Genomic DNA, 25,890 nt, shown 5'->3' on the forward strand with positions numbered 1-25,890 from the left:
GACCTGCTGGACCGTGCGCTGGCCGGGAAGGTGGCCTGGCTCTCGGGCCTACGGCGCGACGACGGCAGGGAGCGCGCGTCGGCGCGGATCGTCGAGGTGGACCACCGCGGCCTGGTCAAGGTCAACCCCATGGCCGCCTGGCAAGACGCCGATGCCGCCTCCTACGTCGAACGCCACGACGTCATCCGGAACCCGCTATTCGCCGAGGGCTACACCTCCGTAGGATGCTGGCCGTGCACCGAGCGACCCGCTTCGGGTGCCGACCCCCGGAGCGGCCGCTGGGCCGGATCCGCCAGGACCGAATGCGGACTGCACCTGTGACCACCTCCCCGTATCCCGTGAACCTCGACCTGCAGGGTCGCCGGGCCCTGGTGGTGGGTGGCGGCGACGTCGCCGCCCGGAAGGCCCGCGGCCTGCTGGCCGCCGGAGCCCAGGTCACCGTGGTGGCTCCGGAGGCGGTTGACGAGATCGCCAACGACCACCGGGTCCGTTGGCACCAGCGCCCCTACCGACGAGGTGAGGTGGCCTCGTACAGGCTGGCCGTCACCGCCACCGGTGACCCGACGGTCGACGGGCAGGTCTACTGGGACGCCGAAGCGTCCGACGTCTGGCTGAACAGCGCTGACGATCCCGAACACTGCTCGTTCACCCTCCCGGCGGTCACCACCCGCGACGACCTCCAGGTGGCCGTGTCCACCAACGGCCGCAGCCCTGCGGTCGCCGCGTGGCTGCGCCGCACGATCGACGGTGCCATCGGCCCGGAGCATGCCACCGTCCTGACGCTTGCCGCCGAGGTCCGAACCGAACTCCGGGAAACTGCCGGCAGCAGCGAGTCAGCGGGCTGGGAGGCCGCCCTGGACGACCACCTGCTGGACCTGGTCCGGGCCGGCGACCTTGCGGCGGCCCGGCAGCGCATACGGACCGCCGTCGGCCTCGACGACCCCCTCATGGACGGAGCGATCCTGTGACCGTGCACCTGGTTGGCGCCGGCCCGGGCGACCCCGACCTGCTCACCGTGCGGGCGCTGCGCCTGCTGGAGGCCGCCGACGTCGTCATCCACGACCGACTGGTGGACCCACGGGTACTCGACCTGATCGCCCCGTGGGCAGAGGTGATCGACGTCGGCAAGCGCCCCGGCGGACCGGCCGACGCCCAGGATCGCATCCACGACGTGCTGGTCGACGCCTCGCACAGGGCCGACACCGTCGTCCGCCTCAAGGGTGGCGACCCGTTCGTGTTCGGCCGTGGCGGCGAGGAGGCGGAGGCACTCAGTCGGGCCGGAATCGACGTGGCCGTGGTTCCCGGCATCACCTCGGCCGTGGCCGGTCCGGCCGCTGCGGGCATACCCGTCACCATGCGGGGCCACGCCAGCGGGTTCACGGTGGTCACCGGCCACGAGGACCCGACCGCAGGACGCCACCTGGACTGGGACGCCCTGGCACGCCTCGGCACCACCCTCATCGTGCTGATGGGTGCATCGCGCACCGCGGCCATCGCCGAACGGCTCCTGGCCGGCGGCATGGCTCCGGGCATGCCGGTGGCCGTCGTCGAATCGGCCACGACCACCGCCCAGCGAACCCTGCGGACCACCCTGTCCGAACTCGACAGCCACACCGTCAACGCACCAGCCGTCCTGGTGATCGGCACCGTCGCAGCACTCGAGGTGACCGACGAGGCCGGGCTGGAACGACTCGTCGCCGATGTCGCCCTGACCGAGCGCTCATCCCACTGACCCACATGCCCGAGGAGAGTCGACCATGACACAGCTCACCAACCCCACGGACGTCTCCCCCATCCATCCCGAGATGGCGGCCGACATCGCCAAGTTCGAGGAGATGCTCGCCGACTACCAGGCCGGCCGTATCGCCGAGGACGTCTTCCGGGTCTTCCGGTTGAACAACGGCATCTACGGCCAGCGCCAGGGTGGTACCAGCCAGATGGTGCGGGTCAAGGTGCCCTACGGCGCCATGACCGCCGACCAGCTGGACCTGCTGGCCGACGTAGTGGACGACCACAGCCGGGGCTGGGGACACATCACGACCCGGCAGAACATCCAGTTCCACTTCGTGGAGTTGGCCGAGATCCCGACCGTCATGCGCAGGATGGCCGAGGTCGGCCTCACGACCCGTGAGGCGTGTGGCGACACGGTGCGCAACGTGCAGGGCTGCCACCTGGCCGGCGCCTGCCCCCTGGAGGTCCTCGACGTCACCCCGTGGGCCGAGGCCGCCTACCGGCACTTCGTCCGCAACCCGCTGGCCCAGCGCCTCCCGCGGAAGTTCAAGATCAACTTCTCTGGCTGCGACACCGACTGCGGCCAGGCCATGTTCAACGACGTCGGCGTGATCGCCGCCACCCGCACGTTCGACGACGGCAGCGTGGAGCAGGGCTTCCGGGTATACATCGCCGGCGGCCTCGGCACCACGCCGTTCCCGGCGCTCGCCCTGGAGGAGTTCACGCCGAAGGAGGACCTGCTGGCCACCATCGAGGCCGTGCTCCGGGTGTTCGAGCAGACCGGCAACCGTGACAACAAGCTCAGGGCCCGCCTCAAGTGGGTGGTCGACCAGTTGGGCATCGACGAGGTCCGGCGCCGGGTGCTGGCCACCCGCAAGCTGCTGCCCGCCTCCTCCACCTGGCCGGGAGGCATCCCCACCGTGGTCACCGAATGGGGCGACGAGCCGGCCGGCGTGGCCGACGGCGTCACCCCGACGGCCATGGGCCAGGGAACGCCGGTGACCCTCGGCGCCCTGAGCGACTACGACCGGTGGGTTGAGGCAAACGTGGTCAGGGGCGCCGCCAACGGCACCGTGTCGGCCTACGCCTGGTGCGAGCTGGGCGACGTCACGTCCGGCCAGTTCCGGGCTGTGGCCTCCATAGTCCGGGAGTTCGACGTGGACGTGCGGGTCACCAACCGGCAGAACCTGGTGCTGCGCGACCTCACGGAGGCACAGCTTCCGGACCTGTACGAGCGACTGGTCGCCGCCGGCATGGCCCGCCCGGGTGCCGAGCTCTCCCGGGACGTCGTGGCCTGCCCCGGCGCCGACACCTGCAACCTGGCGGTCACGCAGAGCCGCGGCCTAGCCAGCGCCATCGGGGCCGCCCTGGACGAGGCCGGCCTGGCCGAGGTGGGCGGCGTGCGCACGAACATCTCGGGTTGCACCAACAGTTGCGGCCAGCACCACACCGCCGACATCGGCTTCTTCGGAGCCGAACGCCGGGCCCACGGCCAGTCGGCCCCCGGCTACCAGATGCTGCTGGGCGGCTACGTGGGACAGGAGCAGATCCACTTCGGACAGAAGGCGCTGCGGCTGCCTGCCAAGAACGCCGCCGAGGCGACGGTACGGGTCGTCAGCCGGTTCGTCGGCGAGCGCCAGGCCGGTGAACGCTTCATCGACTGGTTGGAGCGCGCCGGCGGCGCCAAGGAGGTGGCTGCGGGCCTCAAGGACCTGGACGAGTTCCCGACGCCTGACGAGGGCCCCGAGTACTACGTGGACTACGACGAAACTGGCCCCTATGCGGCCGTCATCGGCGAGTCGGAGTGCGCCACCTGACCCGACCGTCTCCCCGGCGGCACCGGCCATGGGGCAGGATCTCGCCATGGCCCCCGTCTTCCGGACCGAGGACACCCCGCCCTACGGCGAGGTGGAACAGGTGTCGCCGCTGGTCCGCCGGGTGGTGGCCAACAACCCGTCGAGGTTCACCTACCACGGTTCTGGCACGTTCATCGTCGGCCCGGCCGCCGGTGGCGACGTGGCCATCATCGACCCCGGCCCGGCCGATGACGACCACGTGGCGGCCCTGCTGCGGGCCGTGGACGGCCAGCGTGTCACGCACCTGCTGATCACCCACACCCACCCCGACCACTCCCCGGCCGCCGCCGCGCTGAAGGAGGCCACCGGCGCCCCGACACACGGCTTCGGCCCGCATCCCGCCGAGGCCATCCGGGCCCATGAGGAGAGGGTGCGAATGGCGATCGAGGCCGGCGAGGAGCCGGAGTCCGAGGACGGCGAGGGGTCAGGCGATCGGGACTTCGTCCCGGACGTGGTGGCCGCCGACGGCGACGTCATAGCCGGGGCGGGCTTCACCTTCGAGGCGCTCCACACGCCGGGCCACATCTCCAACCACCTCTGCTTCGCCCTCCAGGAGGAGTCCACGCTGTTCACCGGAGACCACGTCATGGGCTGGTCGACCTCGGTGGTCCCGGCGCCGGACGGCGACTTGAACCACTACCTGGCCAGCCTGGGTCTTCTCCTGGACCGGCCCGAGACGACCTACCGACCAACCCACGGACCGGCGATCACCGATCCCATCCCGTACGTGGCGTCGCTCATCGAACACCGGCGGATGCGCGAGCGCCAGATCCTGGACGCACTCGCCGACGGCCCCCGCGACATCGCCTCCATCGTGGTAGATCTGTACGCCGACGTGGACGAGAAGCTCCACAAGGCCGCCGGCGCCTCCGTCTACGCCCACCTGCTGGCCCTCTCCCGGGCCGGACGGGTGGACAGCCTCAGTGAGGGCGACGACTCCGACTGGAAGGCGGACTGGCGCCTGGCCTGACCCGGAAAGGTCGCCGGTCGGTCCGGCAGCCCGGCACCGTCCAACGGCCCGCGTGGAAACGGTCGGACTACGGGTGCCGGCTGGAGACCGAGACGACCTCGCCGGTCATGTACGACGAGTAGTCGCTGGCCAGGAACACCATCACGTTGGCCACCTCCCACGGCTCGGCCGCCCGCCCGAACGCCTCACCCTCCACCAGGGAGTCCAGCAGCTCCTCGCTGCTGCTCCTGGCCAGGAACGGGTGCATGGCGAGGCTGGGCGACACGCAGTTGATCCGGATGCCGGAACCAGCCGCCTCCATTGCCGAACACCTCGTGAGCGCCATCACGCCCGCCTTGGCCGCCGCGTAGTGGGTCTGGCCGGCCTGTGCCCGCCATCCGACCACCGAGGCGTTGTTCACGATCACACCGTGGCCCTGGGCCTCCATGATCCTCAGGGCGGCCCGAGTGCAGCGCATGGTGCCGGTCAGGGTGATGTCCAGAACCCTGTCCCACTCCTCGTCGGTCATGTCCACGAGCCGGGTCTCGCCACCCAGGCCGGCGTTGTTGACCAGCACGTCGATGCGCCCGTGCTCGGCCACTGTCGCGTCCATGAGGCCCTGCACGTCGGCCTCGTGGCGTACGTCGCAGAGCCGGGCCACCGGACGTTGCCCGGCCAGGGCCTCCAGGGCATCGGCGGCCTCGGCGAGGCGACGCTCGTGGACGTCGGAGACGACGACCGTGGCGCCCTCCTCGACGGCCCGCCTGGCGACGGCGAAGCCGATACCGGCTCCGGCCGCCGCAGTGACCACCACGACCTTGTCGGCCAGCAGGCCATGGCCCTCTACGTAGGTGGGAACGGTCATGGCAGGAGGGTAGGCGCGTCGGCGTCGGCGGCTAGGACGCCGTCCCGGCCTCTTCTGCAGCCTTCTTCTCGGCCATCTCCCTCATCCGCCGTTCCAGGTCGGCGAACATCGGCATCTCCTCGGTGCCGATGGCCGTCGGGAGCCTCTCGGCGATCTCGTCCACGGTGAACATCTCACCGTCGTCGGCCGACATGTGCCGCAACTCCTCGGGCTGGTTCCATACGGCTATCCGTTTCCCCGTACAGGTGTAGATCTGAGCCGTCGTGTCCCTGGCGGCGTCCGACATGAGGTACACGGCCAGCGGGGCTATCGCCTCGGGGCCACCGGCCTCGATCTCGAACGGCACGTTCTCCGACATGCGGGTCATGGCCGCCGGGGCTATGCAGTTGGCGTTGATGCCGTAGCGCCGCAGGGCGAATGCCGCACTGCGGGTGAGCGAGACGATCCCACCCTTGGCGGCCGAGTAGTTGGCCTGTGCGGTCGAAGCCACGAAGGCACCGGAGGTGAACCCGACCAGGCTGCCGCCGGTCTCCTGGGAGCGCATGACCGCCGAGGCGGCCCTGTAGAGCGTGAAGTGGCCCTTGAGGTGCACGGCGACGACGTGGTCGAACTCCTCCTCGCTCATGTTGAACAGCATCCGCTCGCGAACGATGCCGGCTACGCATACCACGCCGTCGATGCTCCCCCAGTTCTCGACAGCCGTGTCCACGATGCGATGTCCCACCTCCATCTCCGACACGTCGCCGGCCACCGCAATCGCGGTTCCGCCGGCTGCCCGGATCTCGTCCACCACGCCGTCGGCCACCTCGCTGGACGGATCGCTGCCGTCCATGGTCACGCCGTAGTCGGCGACGACCACGTTGGCGCCCTCGTCGGCGCAAGCCAGCGCGATGGCCCGGCCGATCCCGTTCCCGGCACCGGTGACGGCGATGTTCTTTCCTGCCAGGTGGCCGGCCATTGTCTGCTCCCGGAGTGTTGGGCGAGGTTCAGCGACCTGACGGTCCGTCAGATCCTGTGGTCACCCTAGCGGCGCTCCAGATCCCCGACCCCGACCGGGAAGACGAGTTCGACGGGTCGACGGTCACCGCGCCGGGGCCATCCCACCGTCGGGGGTCACCGCGCCGGGACCATCCCGCCATCGACCGTGAGGCACTGGCCGGTCATGAAGCTCGCGGCATCCGACGCCATGTACAGGACCGCCCCGACCATCTCGTCGGGATCAGCCAGTCGCTTCAGGTAGTTGGATCGGGCCATGCCCGCCGTGCTCTCGGGCCCGGTGTTGCGGACCATGTCGGTGTCCACCGGCCCCGGGGCCAGGGCGTTGACTCGGATGTCCCGCGAGGCGTACTCGGCGGCCATCGACCGGGTGAAGTGCAGCAGCGCCGCCTTGCCGGCCCCGTACATCGACACCCCGGGGGTGTTCAGGAACGCCCCGGCCGAGATCACGTTGACCACCGAGGCGTGTTCCGAGGCCAGCAGGTGGGGCAGGCAGGCCTGGAACAGGAACAGCGGACCCCGCACGTTGACGTCGAACGACTTGGCGAACGCCTCGGGGGTGATCTCTCCTATTGGCTGGGCCACCGAGTTGGCCGCATTGTTGACCAGGATGTCGATGCCTCCGTATGCGCCGACGGCCGCGGCGACCAGCCGGTCCAGGTCGCCCAGGTCGCCCACATGGGCCGGAACGGCGAGGGCCTCGCCACCGGCGGTACGGATGGCGGCCACCGTCTCATTACAGGCGTCGGCCTTCCGGCTGGAGACGACGACCTTGGCTCCCTGGGTGGCGAATGCCTCTGCGACCGCCCGACCGATCCCCCGACTCCCGCCGGTCACCACGGCTACCCGCCCGGTCAGGTCGTGCAGGGCGGCGATGTCGGCTCGGTCCACGTCAGGTTCCGATCTCGGCGAACGGGACGACCTCGGCGCCCAGGGGCTCCACGTCGCCCTCGGGCAGGAAGAAGCGGAAGAACAGGGTGCCCGAGGGCCGACCCTCGGTGTCGATCCAGTTGGGGACACCGGGGTCAGCATGGGCCACGACCATGCGGAAGGAGCCGTCGGGTTCGAGGGTGGTGGTGGCCCGGTTCCGGCTGACCGGCCGGTTCATGTAGTCGAGGGTCTGTTGGAACCGGTTCCAGGCGCACACGCTGGCGAACCGGCACTCGGGCCACCGGCCGGTGACGACCAGCGCCTCGTCGGGCCCGAGCAACCACCGACCCAGGGAATAGTGGGCGTCGGTAGCCGACAGGGCAAGATCGCCCGGCGCCTGGGGCACCGGGAACCCATTGGGGATTCGGCCCACCCAGTCGGGCGGCGCGGTGCGGTCGGCCGGGCGCGGACCGTCGATGGTCTTGCTTCGTACATGGGTGGCGACCCGCCCGATGGCAGCAGCCACCAGGGCGTCATCCCAAGGGGGCGGCGGCCCATCGGGTGGGTCGAGGTTCGAGATGGTCAGCGGCACGTGGACCTCGGCGGCGGCCGACGACGCCCACTCGAAGTAGTGGCGGCTGGTGAGGCGACCGGCGTCGGCCGACAGCCCCAGCCAGTTCCGGTCCCGGGGTTCACCCCCGAGGACGATCTCGTAGGAGCCGTCGGCGACAACGTCGAACTGCATGTCGTTGAGCACCCCGTCGGTGCGGTCCGGGTACGAGCCGTCGAAGGCCCCGGCCTCCACGGTGAACGCCGTGTACACCGCTCCGGCCAGGTTTCCGGTGATCCGGTAGGTGCGGTCGCCCCGGATGGGGGCCTCGAAGTAGACGGCGTCGGCATTGTCGCCGCTGAACTTGCGGGTCGGCGTCACGATCCGGCGCCATACCGGGCGTTCCGGGTCGAACTCGGCGTGGCTCACCAGCCCCGACTGGAGGATGTGGGCGATGGTGCGGTGGGCCTCGGCGACGTCGCGGTCGTCGAGCACCATCCACTCCTCACCGGCGAACCGCTCACCGGCCTCGGCCAGCACCTCGAGCAACCCGGCCCACGCAACACGCGTCTCGGACATCTGCCTCCCCTCAACCCGGCCCCTTCGATCCAGAAACGAGTGTGGCCCGTGACCCGATCGGCGACCGCATCGGGTCGACACCTACGCTGGCCGACGTGCCGACCGACAAGAAGATCCTGATCACAGGGTTGACCGGCCAGATCGGCCATCCGGTGGCCAGGTTCCTGGCGCGGGACAACGAGGTGTGGGGCCTGGCCCGCTATACGGCCGACGGCAGTCGGGAACGGGCCGAGTCGATCGGAGTCCACCCGCACGTGGCCGACCTGGAGACCGGCGACTACGGCGACCTTCCGACAGACTTCACCCACCTCGTCCACTTCGCGGCGTGGCAGGGCCCGACCCCCGACTACGACCGCGCCATCCGGGCCAACGCCGAGGCCACCGGCCTGATCATGGCCCACTGCCGTCACGCCACCGCCGCCCTAGTCGCCTCGACCAACTCCGTCTACCGACCCCACGCCGACCCCTGGCACGCCTATGTCGAGACTGACCCGCTGGGTGATCCGACTGCCCCCCACAGCCCAACCTACGCGGTCTCCAAGGTCGGTCAGGAGGCGGTGGCCCGCACCATGGCCAGGGCCCTGGGCCTGCCGACCACCATCGCCAGGATCAACGCCAGCTACGGGCCCAACGGCGGCCTTCCCGCCTACCACTGCGACGCCATCGCCGCCGGAAGGGCGGTGCCGCTGCGATCTCCCGACCGGTCTCCGTACTCCCCCATACACGAGGACGACCTGGCCGCGCAGGTGGCACCGCTGCTGGACGCGGCGGCGAGTCCAGCAACGATCGTGAACTGGTGTGGCGACGAGACGGTGACGGCCGAACAGTGGTGCGCCCTGTTCGGCGAACGCCTCGGGGTCGAATCCGAGTTGGCCTACTACGACCTTCCGGGAAGCCAGCCGGGCAGCGCGGCCGACCCCACGAAGCGCCGGTCGCTCACCGGCCGGTGCACCGTCCCGTGGCGGGACGGCATGTCGGCCCTGGTCGACCAGCGAACACGTCCGGCCAACGGCTGAAGCCGTTCTACGCCACGTCCGCGGCAAGGACTCAGGCCGGAGTCCACTCACATGGCAGGTGCTTGATCCCGTTCACGAAGTTGGATCGCAGGCGATCCGGCTCGGCCGTCGAACGGATGTCGGGCAACCTCGTTAGGAGGTGCCGGAACATCACGCCGACCTCCCGGCGGGCCAGGTGAGCCCCCAGGCAGAAGTGCGGACCGGGGCCACCGAAGCCGACGTGGGGGTTGGGGTCGCGCTTCACGTCGAACCGGTCGGGCTCGGCGAACACCGCCTCGTCCCGATTGGCCGAGTTGTACCAGAGCACCACCTTGTCGCCGGCCGTGAACTCGTGGTCGCCCAACCTGACACCATCGGTGGTGACAGTCCTACGGAAGTGGATCACAGGACTGGCCATCCTGACTATCTCCTCGACGGCGGTCGGCGTGACGCCGTCGATGTCGGCCAGCCACAGGGCCCGCTGGTCGGGGTTCCCGGTCAGGTAGTGCAGGCCCCAGGAGATGGCGTTGCGGGTCGTCTCGTTGCCCGCCACGCAGAGCAGCACGAAGAAGGAAGCCAACTCGTCGGAGGTGAGCCGCTCGCCATCCACCTCGGCGTTGACGAGCAGCGATGTCAGGTCCTGGCCGTCGCCGCCGCGACGGTCCTCAGCGGTCTCGTGCATGATGGCCGCCAGGCCGGCGCCGGCACCCAGGAGCGCCTCCAACGGATCGACATCCTCCGCGATGTACTCGGGATCCCCCTGGCTGAGCACCACGTTGGAGTGGTTGAAGACCTCGTCGTAACTGTCGGGAGCGATGCCCATCATGTCGCAGATGATCGCCAGCGGAAGGCGGGCCGCCACCTCGGTCACGAAGTCGCACCCACCGCGTTCGGCCACGCCGTCAACGATCGCCACTGCCGTCCGCTCCACGCCATCCTCCAGGGACCGCATCATGCGCGGCGTGAAGCCGGCCGATACCACCTTGCGGAGGCGGGCATGGCGGGGATCGTCCATGGAGATCATCGACCCGAAGAACTCGCGGAACTCCGGTGGCAGGTCGGGGATGTTGGTGCCCTCACCCGAACAGAACCACTCCGGATGGCGGCTGGCCTCGATCACGTCGGCGTGGCGGGTGATCGCCCAGTAGCCGGGACCGGCCGGGAGGAAATCGGTCTCCATCTCGGCAAAGAAGCGGATGGGGTCCTGGCTGCGGAGTGCAGCGAACCCGGCATGGCGGTCGGCCATCGGCCCCGACCAGAACGGGTCCACGTCGGACAGGTCGATGTCGGCAGGTCGTGGTCCAGCGGTTCCCATGTAGCCGGAACCTAGGCCGCGACCCAGCCAGGTTCCCGACCCGGGCACCGCTCCCTCGGCCACCTAGGTTCCCGGCATGACCGTCGATCCGATCCGCGACCTGGCCGACCGGCTGGCCATCGGGGACCTGCTCACCCGTTACGCCACCGCGGTTGACCGGCGCGACTGGGACCTCTACCGGACCGTCTTCACCAGCGACGCGGAGATCGACTACACGTCGGCCGGCGGCATCGCCGGAACAGTCGACGAGGTCGTCGAGTTCCTGGACGGCGCGCTCTCAGGCTTCGAGATGACCCAGCACCTGGTGTCCAACGTGGATGCCAGCGTCGAGGGCGACACGGCCCGGGTGACGGCCATGTTCAACAACCCGATGCGCCTGCCGGACGGCGACACCTGGTTCACCGGCGGCTGGTACCACCACGACCTGGTGCGCACGGCCGACGGCTGGCGCAGCCGGAGGCTCCGCGAGGAATCCGCATGGTTCGACCGTGCGCCCTTCTGAACCCCGACACGAGACGTTCCCGGACACGGCGACCGCGCCGACTTCGCCGATCGAATCGCTTCAGGCGCCGGCCAGACCCCCCGATGACAAGCCCCCATAGAGACAGGCAAGCAAGCATGACCAGCCCCTTCGACTACACCGGCCGCATCGTGCTCGTCACCGGCGCGGCCACCGGTATGGGCGCCGAGACCGCGGCTCTGCTGGTGGAGGCCGGCGCCGAGGTTCACGCCCTGGACATCGCCGAGGTGACCGGTCCGGTTGCCGGCTCCCAGAGGGTGGACCTGGGTGATTCGACGTCCATCGACGGCGTGCTGGACGCCCTACCCGAGCGGATCGACGCCGTCATGAACTGCGCCGGCATCCCGGGCGGTACGCGCTTCGACGCCCGCACCGTCATGCGAGTCAACTTCCTGGGACTACGCCACCTCACAGAGGCGATCTTCGACCGCATCCCGTCGGGCGGGTCGGTCACCAGCATCGCCTCCCTGGCGGGGGGCGGCTGGACCAACCACGTCGCCGAGCTGACCGAGCTGCTCGCCACCGGGGACTTCAGGGCCGCCGAGGCCTGGCTGGATGGTCGGGACGACCTGATCGGCGACGGCTACGGATTCTCGAAGGAGTGCGTCCAGTACTGGACCATGTGGCGTTCCGTCACCGCCATCAAGTCCGGTGTCCGGATCAACAGCATCTGCCCCGGGGTCACCGACACCGCGATCATGGCCGACTTTCGCCAGGCGATGGGCGACAACGCCATCGAGATGACCGCTGAGGCGGGCATAGGCCGGCTGGCCACCGCCGACGAGATGGCCCCAGCCATGGCGTTCCTGGGCAGCGAGGGCGCGGCCAGCTACGTGAACGGCGTGAACCTGGACATAGACGGCGGGTTCATGGCGGCCATGGCCACCGGGCAGGTCGACTTCGCCAAGTACGGATTCGGCGGCTGAGGCCAACCCCCTGGGTCCGACTTCGGCAACCGGAGTTCGCCCGCTTCGGCGACCCCTACGGCCGAGGAGTCGCCCTCCGGGGGGAGCGCCGCCTAGCCGATGATCGATGGGTTCCGGTCCGCCCGGAGGTCCTCGAAGCGGACCATGGACATCTCCAACGTGACGTCATGGGTGAACACCCAGAACCGGCCGGTCCTCACGGCGTCGACCACCCGGGCGGCGACATCCGCCGGTTCGATTCCGCGGCGGTCCAGCATCTCGCCCAGCGCCGCCTGCGTGGCATCGGTGGTTTCGTGGACGTCCACCCAGTCGGGCCGGAGCCGACCCACGTCGAAGATCTCGGTCCGCACCAGCTCGGGGCACAGGCACGACACCCCGACCGGCGTCGGATCCAGCTCCCGGTAGAGCGCCTCCGAGAGGCCGACCACCGCGTGCTTCGAGGCGCAGTACATGCCCAGGAACCCGGTGGTCATGACACCAGCCTGGGAGGCCACGTTGACGATGTGCCCCTCACCGGCGTCCACCATGCGCGGGGCAAAAGCCGTCACGCCATGGGCCACGCCGAGCACGTTGACGTCGAACGTCCAGCGCCACTCGGCCGGCGTCGTCTGCAGCATCGGACCGGCCGGGCCCACACCGGCGTTGTTGCACAACAGGTGAACCGCGTCGTGGCGGTCCCAGGCCGCATTGGCCAGGGCCACCACCGCGTCCGCATCGGTCACGTCGCAGACCACGCCGGACACCGAACCGCCGGCGTCGGCCAGCCTCTCCACCTGGGCGTCGAGGGTGGCTTCGTCGCAGTCCGAGAGGACAACCTGCATGCCTTCGGCCAGGAAGGCCTCCGACATGGCCAGGCCTATGCCCGAGGCCGCCCCGGTGACAACTGCCACCCTTCCGTCCAGTTCCTCGAGCATCCCGTACTCCCGTTGTCGACCAGCCGTTCGCCCACTGCCAGACCAGAGCAGTCGCGAGGTGGACAGGGGCTGCCAGACGGTAGGTGACCGCCGTCCGGCACACCCACGCCGGGACGCCACGGCTACCGTCGCCCCATGCCCGGACCCATGGACGGAATCAGGATCGTCGACCTGTCCGTCGCCCTCACCGGGCCGCTGGCCGCCGGAATGCTCGTGGACCAGGGCGCTAGCTGCGTCAAGGTGGAGCAGGCGCCGACGGGTGACCTGATCCGGTGGCTGGGCAGCACGGTCGCCGGCATCTCGTCCATGTTCCAGGTGGCCAACAGGGGAAAGCGGTCCATCGTGGTGGACCTCCGACATGCCGACGGGCTGGCCATCATCCGGGACCTGATTGCCGAGGCCGACGTGCTGGTCCAGAACTTCCGCCCCGGCGTGGCGGAACGACTGGGCGTCGCCTACGACGACGTACGGTCCATCCGGCCCGACATCGTTTACGCCGACCTCACCGGCTTCGGACCCGGTGGGCCCTACAGCCAGCGCCGCGCCTACGACACGGTCATCCAGGCCCAGTCGGGCCTGGCGGCCAGCCAGACCGGCATCAACGACGACCAGCCCAAGTTCCTCAAGCAGTTGGTGTGCGACAAGGTCACCGCCTACACGGCCTGCCAGGCCATCACCGCCGCCCTCTTCGCCCGGGATCGTGGCGCCGGTGGCCAGCACTTGGAGTTGAGCATGCTCGACGCCTGCATCGCCTTCCTGTTCGTAGACGGCGCCGACCACGAGGTCGTCCTCGACGGCGACCACTCCGGACCCCAGTCGGTGGCCGCCAACAACACCCCGCTTGTCTTCGACGGTGGCTTCGCAGCGGTGACCGTGCCCGGCGACGACGAGTTCCACGGCCTGGCCAGCGCCATGGGCGTGGACAGCTCGGATCCCGACCTCGCAACCATCCAGGACCGCGCCCGCAACCGCGACAAGGCAATGGCCGTCCACCGTGCCGTGCGCCAGCGGGCGACGGGGTTCACCGTGGCCGAGGCGGAGGCCCTCCTGGAAGCCAACCAGGTGCCGTTCGGGATCGTGCGGGCGGTCGACGAGGTGGTGGGCGACCCACAGGTGGTCGCCAACGAGGTCTTCTCCGAGTTCGACCATCCGGCTGCCGGTCGGGTGCGCCACCACCGGCCACCCACCCGGTTCCACGGCACCCCGTGCGAACTCCGGGAACCGGCCGCCCCGACGCTCGGCCAGCACTCCGACGAGATCGTCGCCCAGACCGGCCGCGCCGACCTGATCGACGAGCTGCGCGCCTCCGGGATCATCCGATGACCGTCCCGCCCGGGAGGCGGGAGCACCGCGACCACAGGCGCTACGACGACTACGCCCGGCACCACGTGGAACACGGTTCATCGGAGCTGATCCCGGCGGCCACCGTCATCGTGCTCAGGGACGCTCCCGACGGGATCGAGACCCTGATGCTCCACAAGAACTCGAAGATCGCCTTCGGCGGCATGTGGGTGTTCCCCGGCGGCCGCATCGACGCCGCCGACACGGTGGTCGGCGGCGACGGCAAGCCTGACGATCTGGCTACGGCAGCGGTCGCGGCCGTCAGGGAGGCGGCCGAGGAGGCGTCAGTGTCCGTGGACCCCGACGGCATGGTCTGGTTCGCCCGCTGGGTCCCTCCCCCCGTCATGCCGAAGCGGTTCGCCACCTTCTTCTTCGCGGCCCGCCTGGAGGCCGACGCCGGGTCAATCGCCATCGACGACGGCGAGATCACCGACCACGAGTGGATGCGTCCGGCCGACGCGATGTCCCGACGCGACGGCGGCGAGATCGAGCTGGCGCCTCCCACCTGGATGACCCTGAACCGGTTGGCCGGCTACGCGGACGTCTCCGCGGCGCTGGCCGACCTGGAGTCCACCGATCCCACCTTCTACGAGACCCACATGGCATGGACCGAGAACGGCCCGGTCGCCATGTGGGAGGGCGACGGCGGGTACGAGTCGAACGACCCGACGCGACCCGGACCCAGACACCGGTTGACCATGGTCGAAGACCACTACTTCTTCGAGGACGACAGGGCCTGCGGGAACAACCCGACCTGACCACGACCGGTAGCGCCCACCCGTTCCACCTAGCATCTGCCGCCGTGGACGACGCCCCGACAACGAAAGGCACGACCGCCGCGGACACCCCGGGGTTGACAGGCCTCACCGCCGCCGAGGTGGCCGAACGCGTCGCCGACGGCCGGGTGAACGACGTCCCCGACGCGCCGGTCAGGACGACCGGCGAGATCCTCCGGGCCAACGTCCTGACCCCGATCAACGCCATCATGGGTGCCCTGTTCGCCCTGATCCTCGTGGCCGGATTCCCCGGCGACGCCCTGTTCGCCGGGGTGATCGTCTCCAACAGCATCATCGGGACCGTCCAGGAACTCCGTGCCCGGCGAACCCTCACCGAGTTGGCCGTCCTCTCGGCTCCCGGGGCCCGGGTGGTCCGCGACGGAACTGCCTCCGACATCGAGGTGTCGGGTGTGGTGGCAGACGACCTGTTGGAGCTGCGACCCGGCGACCAGGTGGTGGTGGACGGCGTGGTGGTCGACGCCATCGGCCTGGAGGTGGACGAATCCCTCCTGACCGGGGAGGCGGACCCGGTCGACAAGGCGGTCGGCGACGGCGTCCTGTCGGGCAGCTTCGTGGCGGCCGGCACAGGGCACGTCAGGGCGACCGGGATCGGCTCCGAGTCGTATGCGGTCACGCTCGCCGAGGAGGCAAGGCGATTCACCCTGGTGGACAGCGAGCTCCGGTCGGGGGTGAACGCCATCCTGCGCTGGCTGTCCGTGATCATCCCCCCGGCGGCAGGCCTGCTGCTGCTCCGGCTCCTCGTCACCGAGGACCTCTGGGAGGAGGCGCTGCGGGGCACGGTGGCCGCCGCCGTGGCCATGGTGCCCGACGGCCTGGTCCTCCTGACAAGCCTCTCCTTCATCGTCGGCGTGGTCGCCCTGGCCCGTCGTAAGGCCCTGGCCCGCGAGCTGGCCTCTGTGGAGCTGTTGGCACGAGTCGACACGCTCTGCCTGGACAAGACCGGCACCATCACCACCGGTGAGATCGCCTTCGCGGGCCTCGAGACGATCGGCGCCACCACCGACGGCGAGGCCGCCAACGCGGTCGGCGCCATGGCAGCGGCCGACCCGGCGCCCAATGCGACGCTCGCCGCCCTCGCCGCCGACCTTCCATCCCCGGGCTGGCGTGCCGCAACCGTGGTTCCCTTCTCTTCGGCCCGCAAATGGGCGGCCGCCGACTTCGACGGCCGGGCCACCTACCACCTGGGAGCGCCTGACGTCCTGCTCCCGACGGGCGAATGGGCCGTCGCCCGGGAGCGGGTGGCCGAGTTGGCCGAGGCGGGCCAGCGGGTCCTCGTGCTCACCCGTGCGACAGCCGGCTCGTGTGATGCCAAGACGCTTCCAGCGGCCCGGCTGCCGATGTGCCTGATCCTCCTGGAGGACACGGTCAGGCCTGAGGCACCCGAGATCCTGGCCTGGTTCGCCGAGCAGGGTGTGAGCCTCAAGGTGATCTCCGGAGACCACCCGGCGACGGTCGCCGCGGTGGCCCGTCGGGCCGGCGTCCCCGGGGCCGACCGGTGGGTGGACGCCAGGGACCTCCCCGACGACCCTGAGGCCCTGTCCGACGCCGTGGCCGCCGGTGCCGTGTTCGGCCGGGTCACCCCCCACCAGAAGCGGGCCATGGTCGACGCCCTGCAGGCCCGGGGCCACACGGTCGCCATGACGGGCGACGGCGTGAACGACGTGCTCGCCCTCAAGGACGCGGACATGGGCATAGCCATGGGATCTGGCAGCTCGGCATCGCGCGCCGTCGCCCAGCTGGTCCTGCTAGACGACAGGTTCTCCACGCTTCCCAGGGTGCTGGCCGAGGGCCGCCGGGTCATCAACAACGTCGAGCGGGTGGCGAACCTCTTCATCACCAAGGCCACCTACGCCGTCCTGCTCACCGCCATCGTGGGCCTGTTCGGGGTGCCGTTCCCGTTCCTGCCGAAGCAGCTGACCCTCATCGGCACCATCTCCGTCGGGGTCCCCGGCTTCTTCCTCGCCCTGGCACCCGACGACTCCCTGGTCCGGCCGGGATTCCTGGCCAGGGTGCTGCGCTACGCCCTGCCGGCGGGCACCGCCGCGGCGGCTGCCACGTTCGTCGCCTACGAGGTGGTCAGGCGGAGCGACGCCACGCTAGAGGCGGCCCGCACCTCGGCCACCCTCACGCTCCTGGGCATCAGCCTGGTCGTCCTGCTGGGGATCAGCCGACCGCTCCGCCCCTGGAAGGTCGGGCTGGCCGCCGCCATGGGCGGTTGGTACGCCCTGACCATGGCCTGGTCCTTCCCCCGCGACTACTTCGAGCTGGTCATCCCCCCGACGTCGGCGTGGCTGACGGCTGCGGCCTGCACGGCAGCGGGAGGTCTGCTGGTGGCCGTCCTGCCACGGATCACCAACCGGCGGTAGCCCGCCATGCCCATAGGGGTCGGCGGCTAGCGTCTGCGGGCAGCAGGAGGATCGACGACGATCCCCGCCCGACCCGAAGGGTCCCCGATGACCGACACCGGCACGAGCCTCTTCGCCACCGCACTTGACCAGTTCAACCGCGGCGCCGACCTCATCGACCTCCCCGACGACCTCAGGTCGATCCTCTCGCAGCCCAAGAACGAGATCATCGTCAACTTCCCGGTCCGGATGAACGACGGCACCTACAGGGTGTTTCGCGGCTACCGCATCCAGCACAGCAACCTGCTGGGCCCGTACAAGGGCGGCGTCCGGTTCCACAACATGGTCGACCTCGACGAGGTCAAGGCCCTGGCGTCCTGGATGACCTGGAAGTCGGCCCTCTGCGACATCCCGTTCGGGGGCGCCAAGGGCGGCATCTCGTTCGACCCGACGGTGCTCGAGACCGATGAGTTGGAGCGGGTCGTCCGGCGGTTCACCCATGCCCTGGGAAGCAACATCGGCCCCGACCACGACATCCCCGCCCCCGACCTGGGCAGCAACGCCCAGTCGATGGTCTGGATGATGGACACGTATGCCAACTCGACCGGGGCGACCGAACGCCAGAACGTCAAGAGGATCGTCACTGGCAAGACGTTGGAGACGGGCGGTAGCCCGGGCCGAGAGAAGGCGACCGGGCAGGGGGTCGTGTTCTGCCTCCAGCACTGGGCCGACGAGGTCGGCTTCGACCTGGTCGGAGCCACGGTGAGCATCCAGGGCTTCGGCAACGTGGGGAGTGCCACCGGACGGATCCTCCAGGTCCACGGAGCCAGGCTGGTGGCGGTGCAGGACCACGGCGGCTCCATCACCGACGAGGACGGCATAGACGCCTTCGAGCTGGCCGACTGGGTCCGGGAGCACGGCAGCGTGGCCGGCTTTCCGAGCGCCATGTGGATCGACGACGAGGACTTCTGGTCTGTGCCCGCCGACCTCCTCGTGCCGGCGGCACTGGAGAACCAGGTCACCGCCGAGCACGCAGGACGCATCCAGGCACGGGTGGTGGTCGAGGCGGCCAACGGCCCGACCACGCTGGAGGCCGAGAAGATCCTCGCTCAGCGGGGCATCGACGTCCTGCCCGACATCCTGGTCAACGCAGGCGGTGTCGTCGTCTCATACTTCGAGTGGCTCCAGAACCGGTCGGCCCAGCGCTGGGACCTCGAGGACGTGGACTTCAAGTTGCGGGAGACCCTGTGGAAGGCCTGCGATGCGGTGGTCGACATCCGCAAGGAGCTGGAGATCCAGTCCCGCCGGGACGCCGCCTACGCGGTGGCCCTCCGTCGCCTGCAGGTCGTGTACAAGCAGCGGGGAATCTTCCCCTGATTCCAGGGGCCGGTCGTTTCCCGGTATCCGGCCATTCGGGTGTCCGCCTCCCCCGGGCTGCTACTCCCGGAGGCGAGGGCCGCACCCACGGAGTCGTCCCGCCCGGGGGCGGCAACCGCTCCGCCCGGGTGATACACGTCTGGACCCATGGCTGACGGAACCCGGACCCTGCTGGTCGGTGACGGACTGCTCGCCGATGGACTGCACGACGGCCTCGTCGACCGCGGTCACGTCGTGGCCCAGGTGGTGCCTGCACACGCCGGCGCCCGATCGGATGCGGGTACAGGTTCCGGCGCAGGAATCAGTGCCGGAATCAGCGCAGCCGTCGGGCTTATCGGCGAAGTCGACCTCGTCGTCCACGTTCCCCAGACCCCGTCCAGCCCGACGCCGCTACTCGACCAATCCACGGAGCAGTGGGTGGAAGCCTGCGAGGCGCCCATGGCCGAGGCATTCGCCGTGGCCCGAACCTGTCGGCCGCACCTGGCCGACCGCGCACGCCTGGTCTGGGTGGTGTCGACCGTGGCCATGGGCGGGGCCGCTGGCTTCGCCGGCTCCGCAGCCGCATCCGAGGGGATCCGGGCCCTGGCCAAGGGCGCTGCCAGGCAGTGGGGGCCTGACGGCCTGACCACGGCGGTGCTGGCCGTGGCACCTGAGGTGGCCTTCTCGCCAGAAGCGGGCGCTGAGGTCGCTGCCACCACCACGCTGGCCGATCCGGCCCTGGGCCGTCCGGGGGACCCGTACGGGGACCTGGCCCCGCTGCTGGACCTCCTGGCCGATCCGGCGGCCCGTTTCGTGACCGGTGCGACCCTTGTGGCCGACGGCGGCGTCTGGATGTCCCCGTGACCTCGGCCTCGCGATCAGACCACCGCCTCCTGGAGGACCGGGTGGTCCTGGTGACCGGTGGCGCCTCGGGGCTGGGCCTCGGGATGGCTACCGCAATGGCGGCCCACGGGGCGGCTGTCGTGCTGGCCTGTCGACGGCCCGAAACGGGCGAGCCTGCCGCCGCCGGCCTCCGCGAGGCCGGGCACGATGCCCGGTGCGTCCGTTGCGACGTGACCTCGGCCGACGAACTCCTGGCCGCGGTGGACTCCGCTGTCGAGGCCCATGGACGGCTGGACTGCATGGTCCACAACGCGATCGCGCCCCCGGGAGCGCCGGCCCGGCTTGAGGACGTGACGCAGGACCACTGGGACGCCATGGTGGCCACGGCGATCCGGGCCACGTTCGACGGAGCCCGGGCCGCCCACCGGCACCTGCGTGCCGTCGGCGGGTCGATGATCATCATGACGTCGTCGTCCGGCATGGAGGGGAGCGCCAACCTGGCCGTCTACGCCATGGTCAAGGCAGCCCAGCGCACGCTGGCCAAGGGGTTGGCCGCGGAGTGGGGGGCCGACGGGATCCGTGTTAACTGCATCGCTCCGATGGCCATGACCCCGGCGATGGACCGTGCCTACCGGGAGAACCCGATCCTGCAGGAGCGCCTGCTCGGGCGGACGCCGCTGGGTCGGATTGGTGACCCAGTGCGCGACGTGGGCCCTGCAGCCGTGTTCCTGGCCAGCGACCTGGCCCGGTTCGTCACCGGACAGACCCTGTCGGTCGACGGTGGTGCCTTCCTCGGCCTCTGACCGGGCGGCTGGCCCGTTCTTCGGGTTCAGCCGACCTCGGCGAGGGCTGCGGCAGCACGACGGGCGGCCACCTGGCGACGCCCGATGATGGGGGTGGTCGGGGCGAAGCCGGCGGTGGCCCGCTCGGCCTCCGACTCTCCACCCCAGAATCCGAGCTCACGGTTGTCGCGGGCGTAATGGCGACAGGCGTACATCGCCGGACAGGCGGTGCACAACTCCGCTGCACGTGCCTCCCGTCGAACCCGGGCCTCGGGACGCTCGGCGAACGGGGCGAAGAACTGGTCGCTCCTGCCGATGCACAGCGCACCGTCGACCCAACTCATCTCCTGCGAGTCGACGTACAAGTTCACCGCTGCGTCTGACATGATCGCCCCTTCCCTTCGCCACCTCGACCGGATGGAACGGGTTGCCCCTCCGCGGATGCCGTCATCTCGCCTGCCCGGAGATCGTAGGAATCCGATCCGTCGCGCTCCAGTGATTCCCGATGATTGTTAGAGAACCTATCTATCTATTTGAACGATGTAAATATCCATATTGGATGCCTCCCCACGATGACTACCGGGTAATAACACGTGCAGTCAGGGTCCGCGACCGCCAGGACCGTGCATCACCGACCGGGGGCTGCCAGAGTGGCGCCGTGCCCGATGACTCTCTGGTCCGCGTGGACCACGATGACCACGATCCCGGGCCCTACTTCGATGACCTGGTCGTCGGCCAGTCCCTAGATCCCGCACCGGCCGTCACCATCGGCCCCGGAGAGGCGGCCACCTACCAGGCCATTTGCGGCGACCCCCTGGCCACGTCGCTCAGCCGCCCCCTGGCCGAGGCCGTGACGGGTCGGCCTGGCGCCCTGGTCAACCCGGCCCTCGTCCTCCACGTGTCAATCGGCCAGAGCACCGTCGCCACCCGTCGGGTCATCGCCAACCTCTTCTACCGGGGCGTGGTGCTCCACCGACCCGTCCGCCATGGCGAAACTCTCCACACCACAGTCGAGGTCCGGGGTCTCTCCGAGCTCAGCCGACGCGACGACCGTCCGGCTCGCGGCCTGGTCCTTCTCGGCATCCACACCGTGCGGGTTGACGACGGAGCCACCGTGGCCGACTACGAGCGGTGCGCCATGCTGCGATTCCGCGACGCCACGACGACGACCGGACACGACGACGACCTGGGCGCCGTCGACCCACAGATCCACCTCGGTGACTGGGAGGGGCGGATCCCGCCCGACTGGGATCCCACGCCGCTGACCCCCGTCGCCGTCAAGGGCTGGCAGGTCGGCGTCCGACGTAGCGACCGCCTCCGGGACACCGTCACCCTCGCACCTGAGTTGGCCCGGCTGACCCAGAACCAGGCCCCAGTGCATCGCGATCCGGCACTGGACCCCGACGGCCGGCGACTCGTCTATGGGGGCCACACCATCGGGCTGGCCCAGGCGTCGCTGGTCCGGATGCTGCCCGACACGGCCACCGTGCTCGGCTGGCAGGCCTGCGACCACCTGGCCCCCGTCTTCGAGGGCGACGTCCTGGCCTGCCACCACACGCTGCTGGACGAGCGGCCCGCAGCCGGTGGACGACTCAGGGCCGTCCGGGTCGAGGTGGACAGCGATCGTGGCGGCGAGACCGTCCAGGTCCTGGACTGGCGTGTCGTGACCTGGGGCGCCTGAGCAGGGTTCGCCGGGAACGTTCCCGGATCGCGTACCTCAATCGCGTACCTCAATCGCGAGCCAGGATGTCGAAGCTCAATCGCGAAGACGGTAGGTCAGCCGGCGGTTGCCACCGCCCCCCGGTCGATCAGGGCCCCCACCTCGGCCGACGTCAGGCCCAGGTCGACGGTCAGGATCTCCTCGGTGTGCTGACCCAGCAGCGGCGCAACGTCGGCGCCACGATCGCCGGCGCGTGACACGCCGAACGCCAGCGGCGAGCCGGGCACCAGGTGCATGCCCACACCGGGCTGATCCAGCTCGGCGAACAGGGGATTCGCCGTTGAACACCGGGGATCCTCGGCCACCAGCTCGGTGACCGTCCGGTACGGACCCCAGCAGACGCCGTGCTCGTCCATCCCGTCTGCCACCTCGGCAAGGGTGCGCTGAGCGAACCAGGGCTCGAACAGGTCGCAGAGCCGACCGGAGGCACCGTACCTGGAGCCCTCGTCGGCGAAGTCCACGCCCAGCTCGTCGGCCAGGGCGGCGACCTCGCCTGCCGTTCCGGTGACCGCCAGCAGGCCCCGCCACTGCTTCGGGGTTATGGCCACGACCATCACCCTCCGGGCGTCGGACGTGGTGAAGTCCCGCCCGAAGGCGCCGTAGATGGCGTTGCCGATCCGACCACGGGACTCGCCGTTGACCTGGGCCTCTGCCAGGTTCCCCAACGATCCCACGGTTGCCAACGCCACATCGGACAGGGCGATGGTGACCTGCTGGCCCTCGCCGGTCCGGTAGCGGTGCCGGTCGGCGGCGACCAGGCCGAGGGCCGCCATCTGGCCGCAGACCAGGTCCCAGGCCGGGACGACGTTGTTGACCGGGCGCGGATCGTCGGGGTGTCCGGTCATGGCCGGATAGCCCACGGCGCAGTTGATCGTGTAGTCCAGCGCGCTGGCCCCGTCGTGCGAGCCGGTGATGACGAGCATCACCAGATCTTGGCGGCGCGCCTGCAGCTCGTCGTAGGACATCCAGCCCACCGGCGGGAAGTTGGTGAGGAAGTTTCCTGCCCGGGCTATGAGCTCGGCCAGCAGCTCGGTGACCTCTGGATCCCGCAGGTCGACGGCCAGGGAGCGCTTGCCCCGGTTCAGGCCGTTCCAGTAGAGGCTGACCCCGTCATAGGTCAGCGGCCAGCGGCGGTGGTCGAGGCCACCTCCCACCTGGTCAAACCGGATCACGTCGGCACCCAGTTGGGCCAGCGTCATCCCACCGGACGGAGCGGCAACGAACGCCGTGCCCTCGACGACCGACAGTCCCTCCAGTGGGCGGATCACAGCCCTCTCCACCGGGTCAATTCCCGATCCGACACGTCACCGTCGTCAGGAGACCAGCGCCCGAGTCGCCGGTGCGCCACCTTCGGGAGGCGGCCACCAGGACCGCCGTCGCTTCGCACTCGCAGGACCGCGGCCAGATCCGCCGGGCCACCGGCGTCAGGAGAGCGCCCGGATGTCGTCCAGTACGGCCGTGGCGTGCTCGGCGAGGTCCTGGCCGGCCAGGTCGTAGGTCCGGACGATGCCGCCCTCGGGGTCGATCAGGTAGCTGATGCGGCGGGGGTAGCCCTTGTCGGGCTGGTCGGCCAGGTAGGCCGTGCCCATCACCTTGTCGACATCGGCCAGCAGGCGGTACGGAAAGCCCTCCTCGTCGACGAACTTCTTCTGTGCCTCCACGGAGTCGAAGCTGGCGCCGACGACCACCGCTCCGGCTGCCTCATAGTCCGGGGTTCGATCACGGAACCCCCTGCCCTGGATCGTTCAACCGGGGGTGGATGCCATCGGATACCACCACAACGCCACCCAGTGGCCACGCAGGCTCTCCAGGGTGACTACCTGGCCGTCCTGGTCGGGCACCGAGAAGTCCGGAGCCTCAGTTCCCACTTCCAGCATCGCGTCTCTCCAATATCTGGCCATCTCGTGGTGGCTGCCCAACGTAGGTGCCTGAATACATCTACCTGAACATTGCGTACCTCGCCGAACCTAGTACCGGGCTCCGGCCGACGACGGACCAGACGGGCGGCGGGCCCAGGGCCGACACCGGGCAGACCGGACGGCCGGCCCACAGGTCGACACCGGGCCGGGTCAGGCCATCCAGGAGATCGCCTGCACCTCGCTGTAGGCCTCGAGGCCGGCGATGCCGCGGTCGCGGCCGATCCCTGACTCCTTGAACCCTCCGAACGGCGCGTTCGGATGGGGCACGATGCTGTTCAACGCCACGTTGCCGGATTCCAGGCGCCGGGCGATGCGGTAGGCCCGGGCCATGTCTCCCGCGTACACATAGCTGTAGAGCCCGTACGCCGAGTCGTTGGCGATGGCCACGGCCTCGTCGTCGCCGTCGTGGGCCAGCACCACCACCACCGGCCCGAAGGCCTCCTCCCGCACGGCGTGCATGTCCGCCGTGCAGTCGGCCAGCAGGGTCGGAGCCACGAAGTAGCCGGGCAGGTCCGGACGCTCGCCTCCGCACACCAGCGTGGCGCCATCAGCCACCCCGCCGCGGATGAATTCCTCCACGCTGTCCCTCTGGCGTTCCGAGACCAGCGGACCGACGAGGGTGTCGCGCAGGGTGGCATCCCCCACCTTCAGCATCCCGGCCACCGACTCCAGCGTGGACACCAGCTGGTCGTAGAGGCTGGTGTGGCAGATCACCCGGGTGGGTGCCGTGCAGATCTGTCCACTGTGGAAGCCCCACACGCTGGCTATCGCCCCGACGGCGGCATTCACGTCCGCGTCCTCGGTCATGACCAGCGCACCCTTGCCGCCCAGCTCCATCAGCACCCGGGTCATCGATGCGGCACCGTCGGCCATGATCCGCTTTCCGACGGCCGACGACCCGGTGAAGCTGACCATGTTCACGTCCGGTGACGCCACGAGGGCGGCCGAGGCCTCCACGTCGGAGGTCGTCAGGATGTTCACCACGCCGGGCGGGAAGCCGGCCTCCTCCACCGCTTCGCCGAGTCGCAGCACGCCCAGCGGGTCCTGCGGAGCCGGCTTGATGATGCAGGTGTTGCCCATCGCCAGGGCCGGAGCCAGCTTGCCGGCCACGTTCACGAGCGGGAAGTTGTAGGAGGTGATGCAGGCAACCACCCCGGCCGGCTGCCTGTGGGAGACCGCGCCTATCAGGCCGGCAGGGCCCAGGGCCGAAGCAGCCTGGGTGACGGGAAGCTCGGCCCGGTCGAGGTCGCGGGGAACGGCGTACTGGGCGTAGCGGTCAGCGAGGGTCGGCCCGACCTGCATCGTCTCGGCCACGTTGATGGTGGCACCCGTCTCGGCCTGGACGAGTGTCGACCATGTGGGTGCCCGCTCACGGAGCACGTCTCCCAGGCGGCCCAGCAGCGCGCCACGCTCGACCGGTGGGGTGTCGCGCCAGCCCGGAAGGGCCGCCTTCGCTGCGGCGATGGCAGCTTCGGCGTCGGCGACCGAGCCGTCGGGTGCGTGTCCCACCACGGCCGTGGTGTTGGGATCCACGATCTCGTAGGTGCCCGACGCGGACGTCCATTCACCTCCGATGAGGAGCTTCCACTCCTCCTGCGGATCGATGGCGGTGGTCTCGCCCATGGCGCTGGTTCTCCCGGATGCTGGGCCGGATACTGGCTAGGCGCCGTCCCGCCCGGGGCCGACCCCGGGCTCTTGGCACGACATCGGATTCCGTGGGG

General features: G+C 70.0%; 25 protein-coding genes. 15 read left to right on the forward strand and 10 right to left on the reverse strand.

Annotation, left to right across the window (positions count from 1 at the left end):
* The 5 genes from MK177_02055 to MK177_02075 form a co-directional block, all read left to right on the forward strand.
* Positions 1-321: phosphoadenosine phosphosulfate reductase family protein (locus tag MK177_02055; GenBank protein ID MCH2426098.1), on the forward strand; the 321-nt coding region annotated here is incomplete at its 5' end.
* Between the two features lie 17 nt (positions 322-338).
* On the forward strand, positions 339-968 hold the full coding sequence (locus MK177_02060; GenBank protein ID MCH2426099.1) for a bifunctional precorrin-2 dehydrogenase/sirohydrochlorin ferrochelatase: 630 nt from the start codon (positions 339-341) through the stop codon (positions 966-968).
* Between the two features lie 2 nt (positions 969-970).
* A complete protein-coding gene (gene cobA, locus MK177_02065) occupies positions 971-1,732 on the forward strand; it encodes a uroporphyrinogen-III C-methyltransferase (protein ID MCH2426100.1) in 762 nt (253 codons plus the stop codon).
* 25 nt (positions 1,733-1,757) lie between these two features.
* Positions 1,758-3,548 carry a nitrite/sulfite reductase gene (locus MK177_02070; GenBank protein MCH2426101.1) on the forward strand — a complete coding sequence of 597 codons (1,791 nt, stop codon included), beginning with the start codon at positions 1,758-1,760 and terminating at the stop codon, positions 3,546-3,548.
* Between the two features lie 46 nt (positions 3,549-3,594).
* Positions 3,595-4,557: an MBL fold metallo-hydrolase gene (locus MK177_02075; GenBank protein MCH2426102.1), complete on the forward strand. Its 963-nt coding sequence runs from the start codon at positions 3,595-3,597 to the stop codon at positions 4,555-4,557.
* A 67-nt stretch (positions 4,558-4,624) separates the two neighbouring features.
* Here MK177_02075 and MK177_02080 read toward each other — a convergent pair whose 3' ends face one another.
* The 4 genes from MK177_02080 to MK177_02095 all read right to left on the reverse strand — a co-directional run bounded on the left by MK177_02080 (position 4,625) and on the right by MK177_02095 (position 8,396).
* Entirely contained in the window at positions 4,625-5,401 is a 777-nt protein-coding gene (locus MK177_02080) for an SDR family oxidoreductase (protein MCH2426103.1), read from the reverse strand.
* 31 nt (positions 5,402-5,432) lie between these two features.
* Positions 5,433-6,359, reverse strand: a complete 927-nt coding sequence (locus MK177_02085) for an SDR family oxidoreductase (GenBank protein MCH2426104.1) — start codon at positions 6,357-6,359, stop codon at positions 5,433-5,435.
* A 155-nt stretch (positions 6,360-6,514) separates the two neighbouring features.
* Positions 6,515-7,288, reverse strand: a complete 774-nt coding sequence (locus MK177_02090) for an SDR family oxidoreductase (protein ID MCH2426105.1) — start codon at positions 7,286-7,288, stop codon at positions 6,515-6,517.
* Between the two features lies 1 nt (position 7,289).
* Positions 7,290-8,396 (reverse strand): DUF1214 domain-containing protein, encoded by a 1,107-nt coding sequence (locus tag MK177_02095; GenBank protein MCH2426106.1) that lies wholly within the window; start codon positions 8,394-8,396, stop codon positions 7,290-7,292.
* 95 nt (positions 8,397-8,491) lie between these two features.
* On the opposite strand from MK177_02095, the gene MK177_02100 reads away from it, so the two are divergent.
* Complete coding sequence (locus MK177_02100; GenBank protein ID MCH2426107.1) at positions 8,492-9,412, forward strand: NAD(P)-dependent oxidoreductase; 921 nt, start codon at positions 8,492-8,494, stop codon at positions 9,410-9,412.
* A gap of 31 nt (positions 9,413-9,443) precedes the next feature.
* On the opposite strand, the gene MK177_02105 is transcribed toward MK177_02100, so the two are convergent.
* Positions 9,444-10,706: a cytochrome P450 gene (locus tag MK177_02105; protein MCH2426108.1), complete on the reverse strand. Its 1,263-nt coding sequence runs from the start codon at positions 10,704-10,706 to the stop codon at positions 9,444-9,446.
* A gap of 76 nt (positions 10,707-10,782) precedes the next feature.
* On the opposite strand from MK177_02105, the gene MK177_02110 reads away from it, so the two are divergent.
* Positions 10,783-11,208, forward strand: a complete 426-nt coding sequence (locus MK177_02110; GenBank protein ID MCH2426109.1) for a nuclear transport factor 2 family protein — start codon at positions 10,783-10,785, stop codon at positions 11,206-11,208.
* Positions 11,209-11,324: 116 nt separating this feature from the next.
* A complete protein-coding gene (locus MK177_02115; protein MCH2426110.1) occupies positions 11,325-12,152 on the forward strand; it encodes a coniferyl-alcohol dehydrogenase in 828 nt (275 codons plus the stop codon).
* Between the two features lie 92 nt (positions 12,153-12,244).
* Here MK177_02115 and MK177_02120 read toward each other — a convergent pair whose 3' ends face one another.
* Positions 12,245-13,066 carry an SDR family NAD(P)-dependent oxidoreductase gene (locus MK177_02120; protein MCH2426111.1) on the reverse strand — a complete coding sequence of 274 codons (822 nt, stop codon included), beginning with the start codon at positions 13,064-13,066 and terminating at the stop codon, positions 12,245-12,247.
* Positions 13,067-13,201: 135 nt separating this feature from the next.
* Here MK177_02120 and MK177_02125 point away from each other — a divergent pair, with 135 nt between their 5' ends.
* The 6 genes from MK177_02125 to MK177_02150 all read left to right on the forward strand — a co-directional run bounded on the left by MK177_02125 (position 13,202) and on the right by MK177_02150 (position 20,551).
* Positions 13,202-14,389 (forward strand): CoA transferase, encoded by a 1,188-nt coding sequence (locus tag MK177_02125; protein MCH2426112.1) that lies wholly within the window; start codon positions 13,202-13,204, stop codon positions 14,387-14,389.
* Complete coding sequence (locus MK177_02130) at positions 14,386-15,165, forward strand: NUDIX domain-containing protein (GenBank protein ID MCH2426113.1); 780 nt, start codon at positions 14,386-14,388, stop codon at positions 15,163-15,165. Before MK177_02125 ends, MK177_02130 begins: the two co-directional genes overlap by 4 nt.
* A gap of 44 nt (positions 15,166-15,209) precedes the next feature.
* Positions 15,210-17,570, forward strand: coding sequence for an HAD-IC family P-type ATPase (locus MK177_02135; protein MCH2426114.1), 2,361 nt, complete (start codon positions 15,210-15,212; stop codon positions 17,568-17,570).
* Positions 17,571-17,657: 87 nt separating this feature from the next.
* Positions 17,658-18,926 (forward strand): Glu/Leu/Phe/Val dehydrogenase, encoded by a 1,269-nt coding sequence (locus MK177_02140; GenBank protein MCH2426115.1) that lies wholly within the window; start codon positions 17,658-17,660, stop codon positions 18,924-18,926.
* A gap of 147 nt (positions 18,927-19,073) precedes the next feature.
* Positions 19,074-19,769, forward strand: a complete 696-nt coding sequence (locus MK177_02145) for an SDR family oxidoreductase (GenBank protein ID MCH2426116.1) — start codon at positions 19,074-19,076, stop codon at positions 19,767-19,769.
* Positions 19,766-20,551, forward strand: coding sequence for an SDR family oxidoreductase (locus MK177_02150; protein MCH2426117.1), 786 nt, complete (start codon positions 19,766-19,768; stop codon positions 20,549-20,551). The genes MK177_02145 and MK177_02150 overlap by 4 nt, the downstream gene beginning before the upstream one ends.
* A gap of 26 nt (positions 20,552-20,577) precedes the next feature.
* Here the strand turns inward: MK177_02150 and MK177_02155 are convergent, their stop codons facing one another.
* Positions 20,578-20,916 carry a WhiB family transcriptional regulator gene (locus MK177_02155; GenBank protein ID MCH2426118.1) on the reverse strand — a complete coding sequence of 113 codons (339 nt, stop codon included), beginning with the start codon at positions 20,914-20,916 and terminating at the stop codon, positions 20,578-20,580.
* Positions 20,917-21,188: 272 nt separating this feature from the next.
* On the opposite strand from MK177_02155, the gene MK177_02160 reads away from it, so the two are divergent.
* On the forward strand, positions 21,189-22,211 hold the full coding sequence (locus MK177_02160; protein MCH2426119.1) for a hypothetical protein: 1,023 nt from the start codon (positions 21,189-21,191) through the stop codon (positions 22,209-22,211).
* Between the two features lie 95 nt (positions 22,212-22,306).
* Here MK177_02160 and MK177_02165 read toward each other — a convergent pair whose 3' ends face one another.
* The 3 genes from MK177_02165 to MK177_02175 form a co-directional block, all read right to left on the reverse strand.
* Complete coding sequence (locus MK177_02165) at positions 22,307-23,530, reverse strand: CoA transferase (GenBank protein ID MCH2426120.1); 1,224 nt, start codon at positions 23,528-23,530, stop codon at positions 22,307-22,309.
* 144 nt (positions 23,531-23,674) lie between these two features.
* Positions 23,675-24,127: a peroxiredoxin gene (locus MK177_02170; GenBank protein MCH2426121.1), complete on the reverse strand. Its 453-nt coding sequence runs from the start codon at positions 24,125-24,127 to the stop codon at positions 23,675-23,677.
* A 192-nt stretch (positions 24,128-24,319) separates the two neighbouring features.
* On the reverse strand, positions 24,320-25,792 hold the full coding sequence (locus MK177_02175; protein MCH2426122.1) for an aldehyde dehydrogenase family protein: 1,473 nt from the start codon (positions 25,790-25,792) through the stop codon (positions 24,320-24,322).
* Positions 25,793-25,890 lie beyond the last annotated feature (98 nt).

It is taken from the genome of Acidimicrobiales bacterium, from assembly GCA_022452145.1.
Classification (GTDB): domain Bacteria; phylum Actinomycetota; class Acidimicrobiia; order Acidimicrobiales; family MedAcidi-G1; genus UBA9410.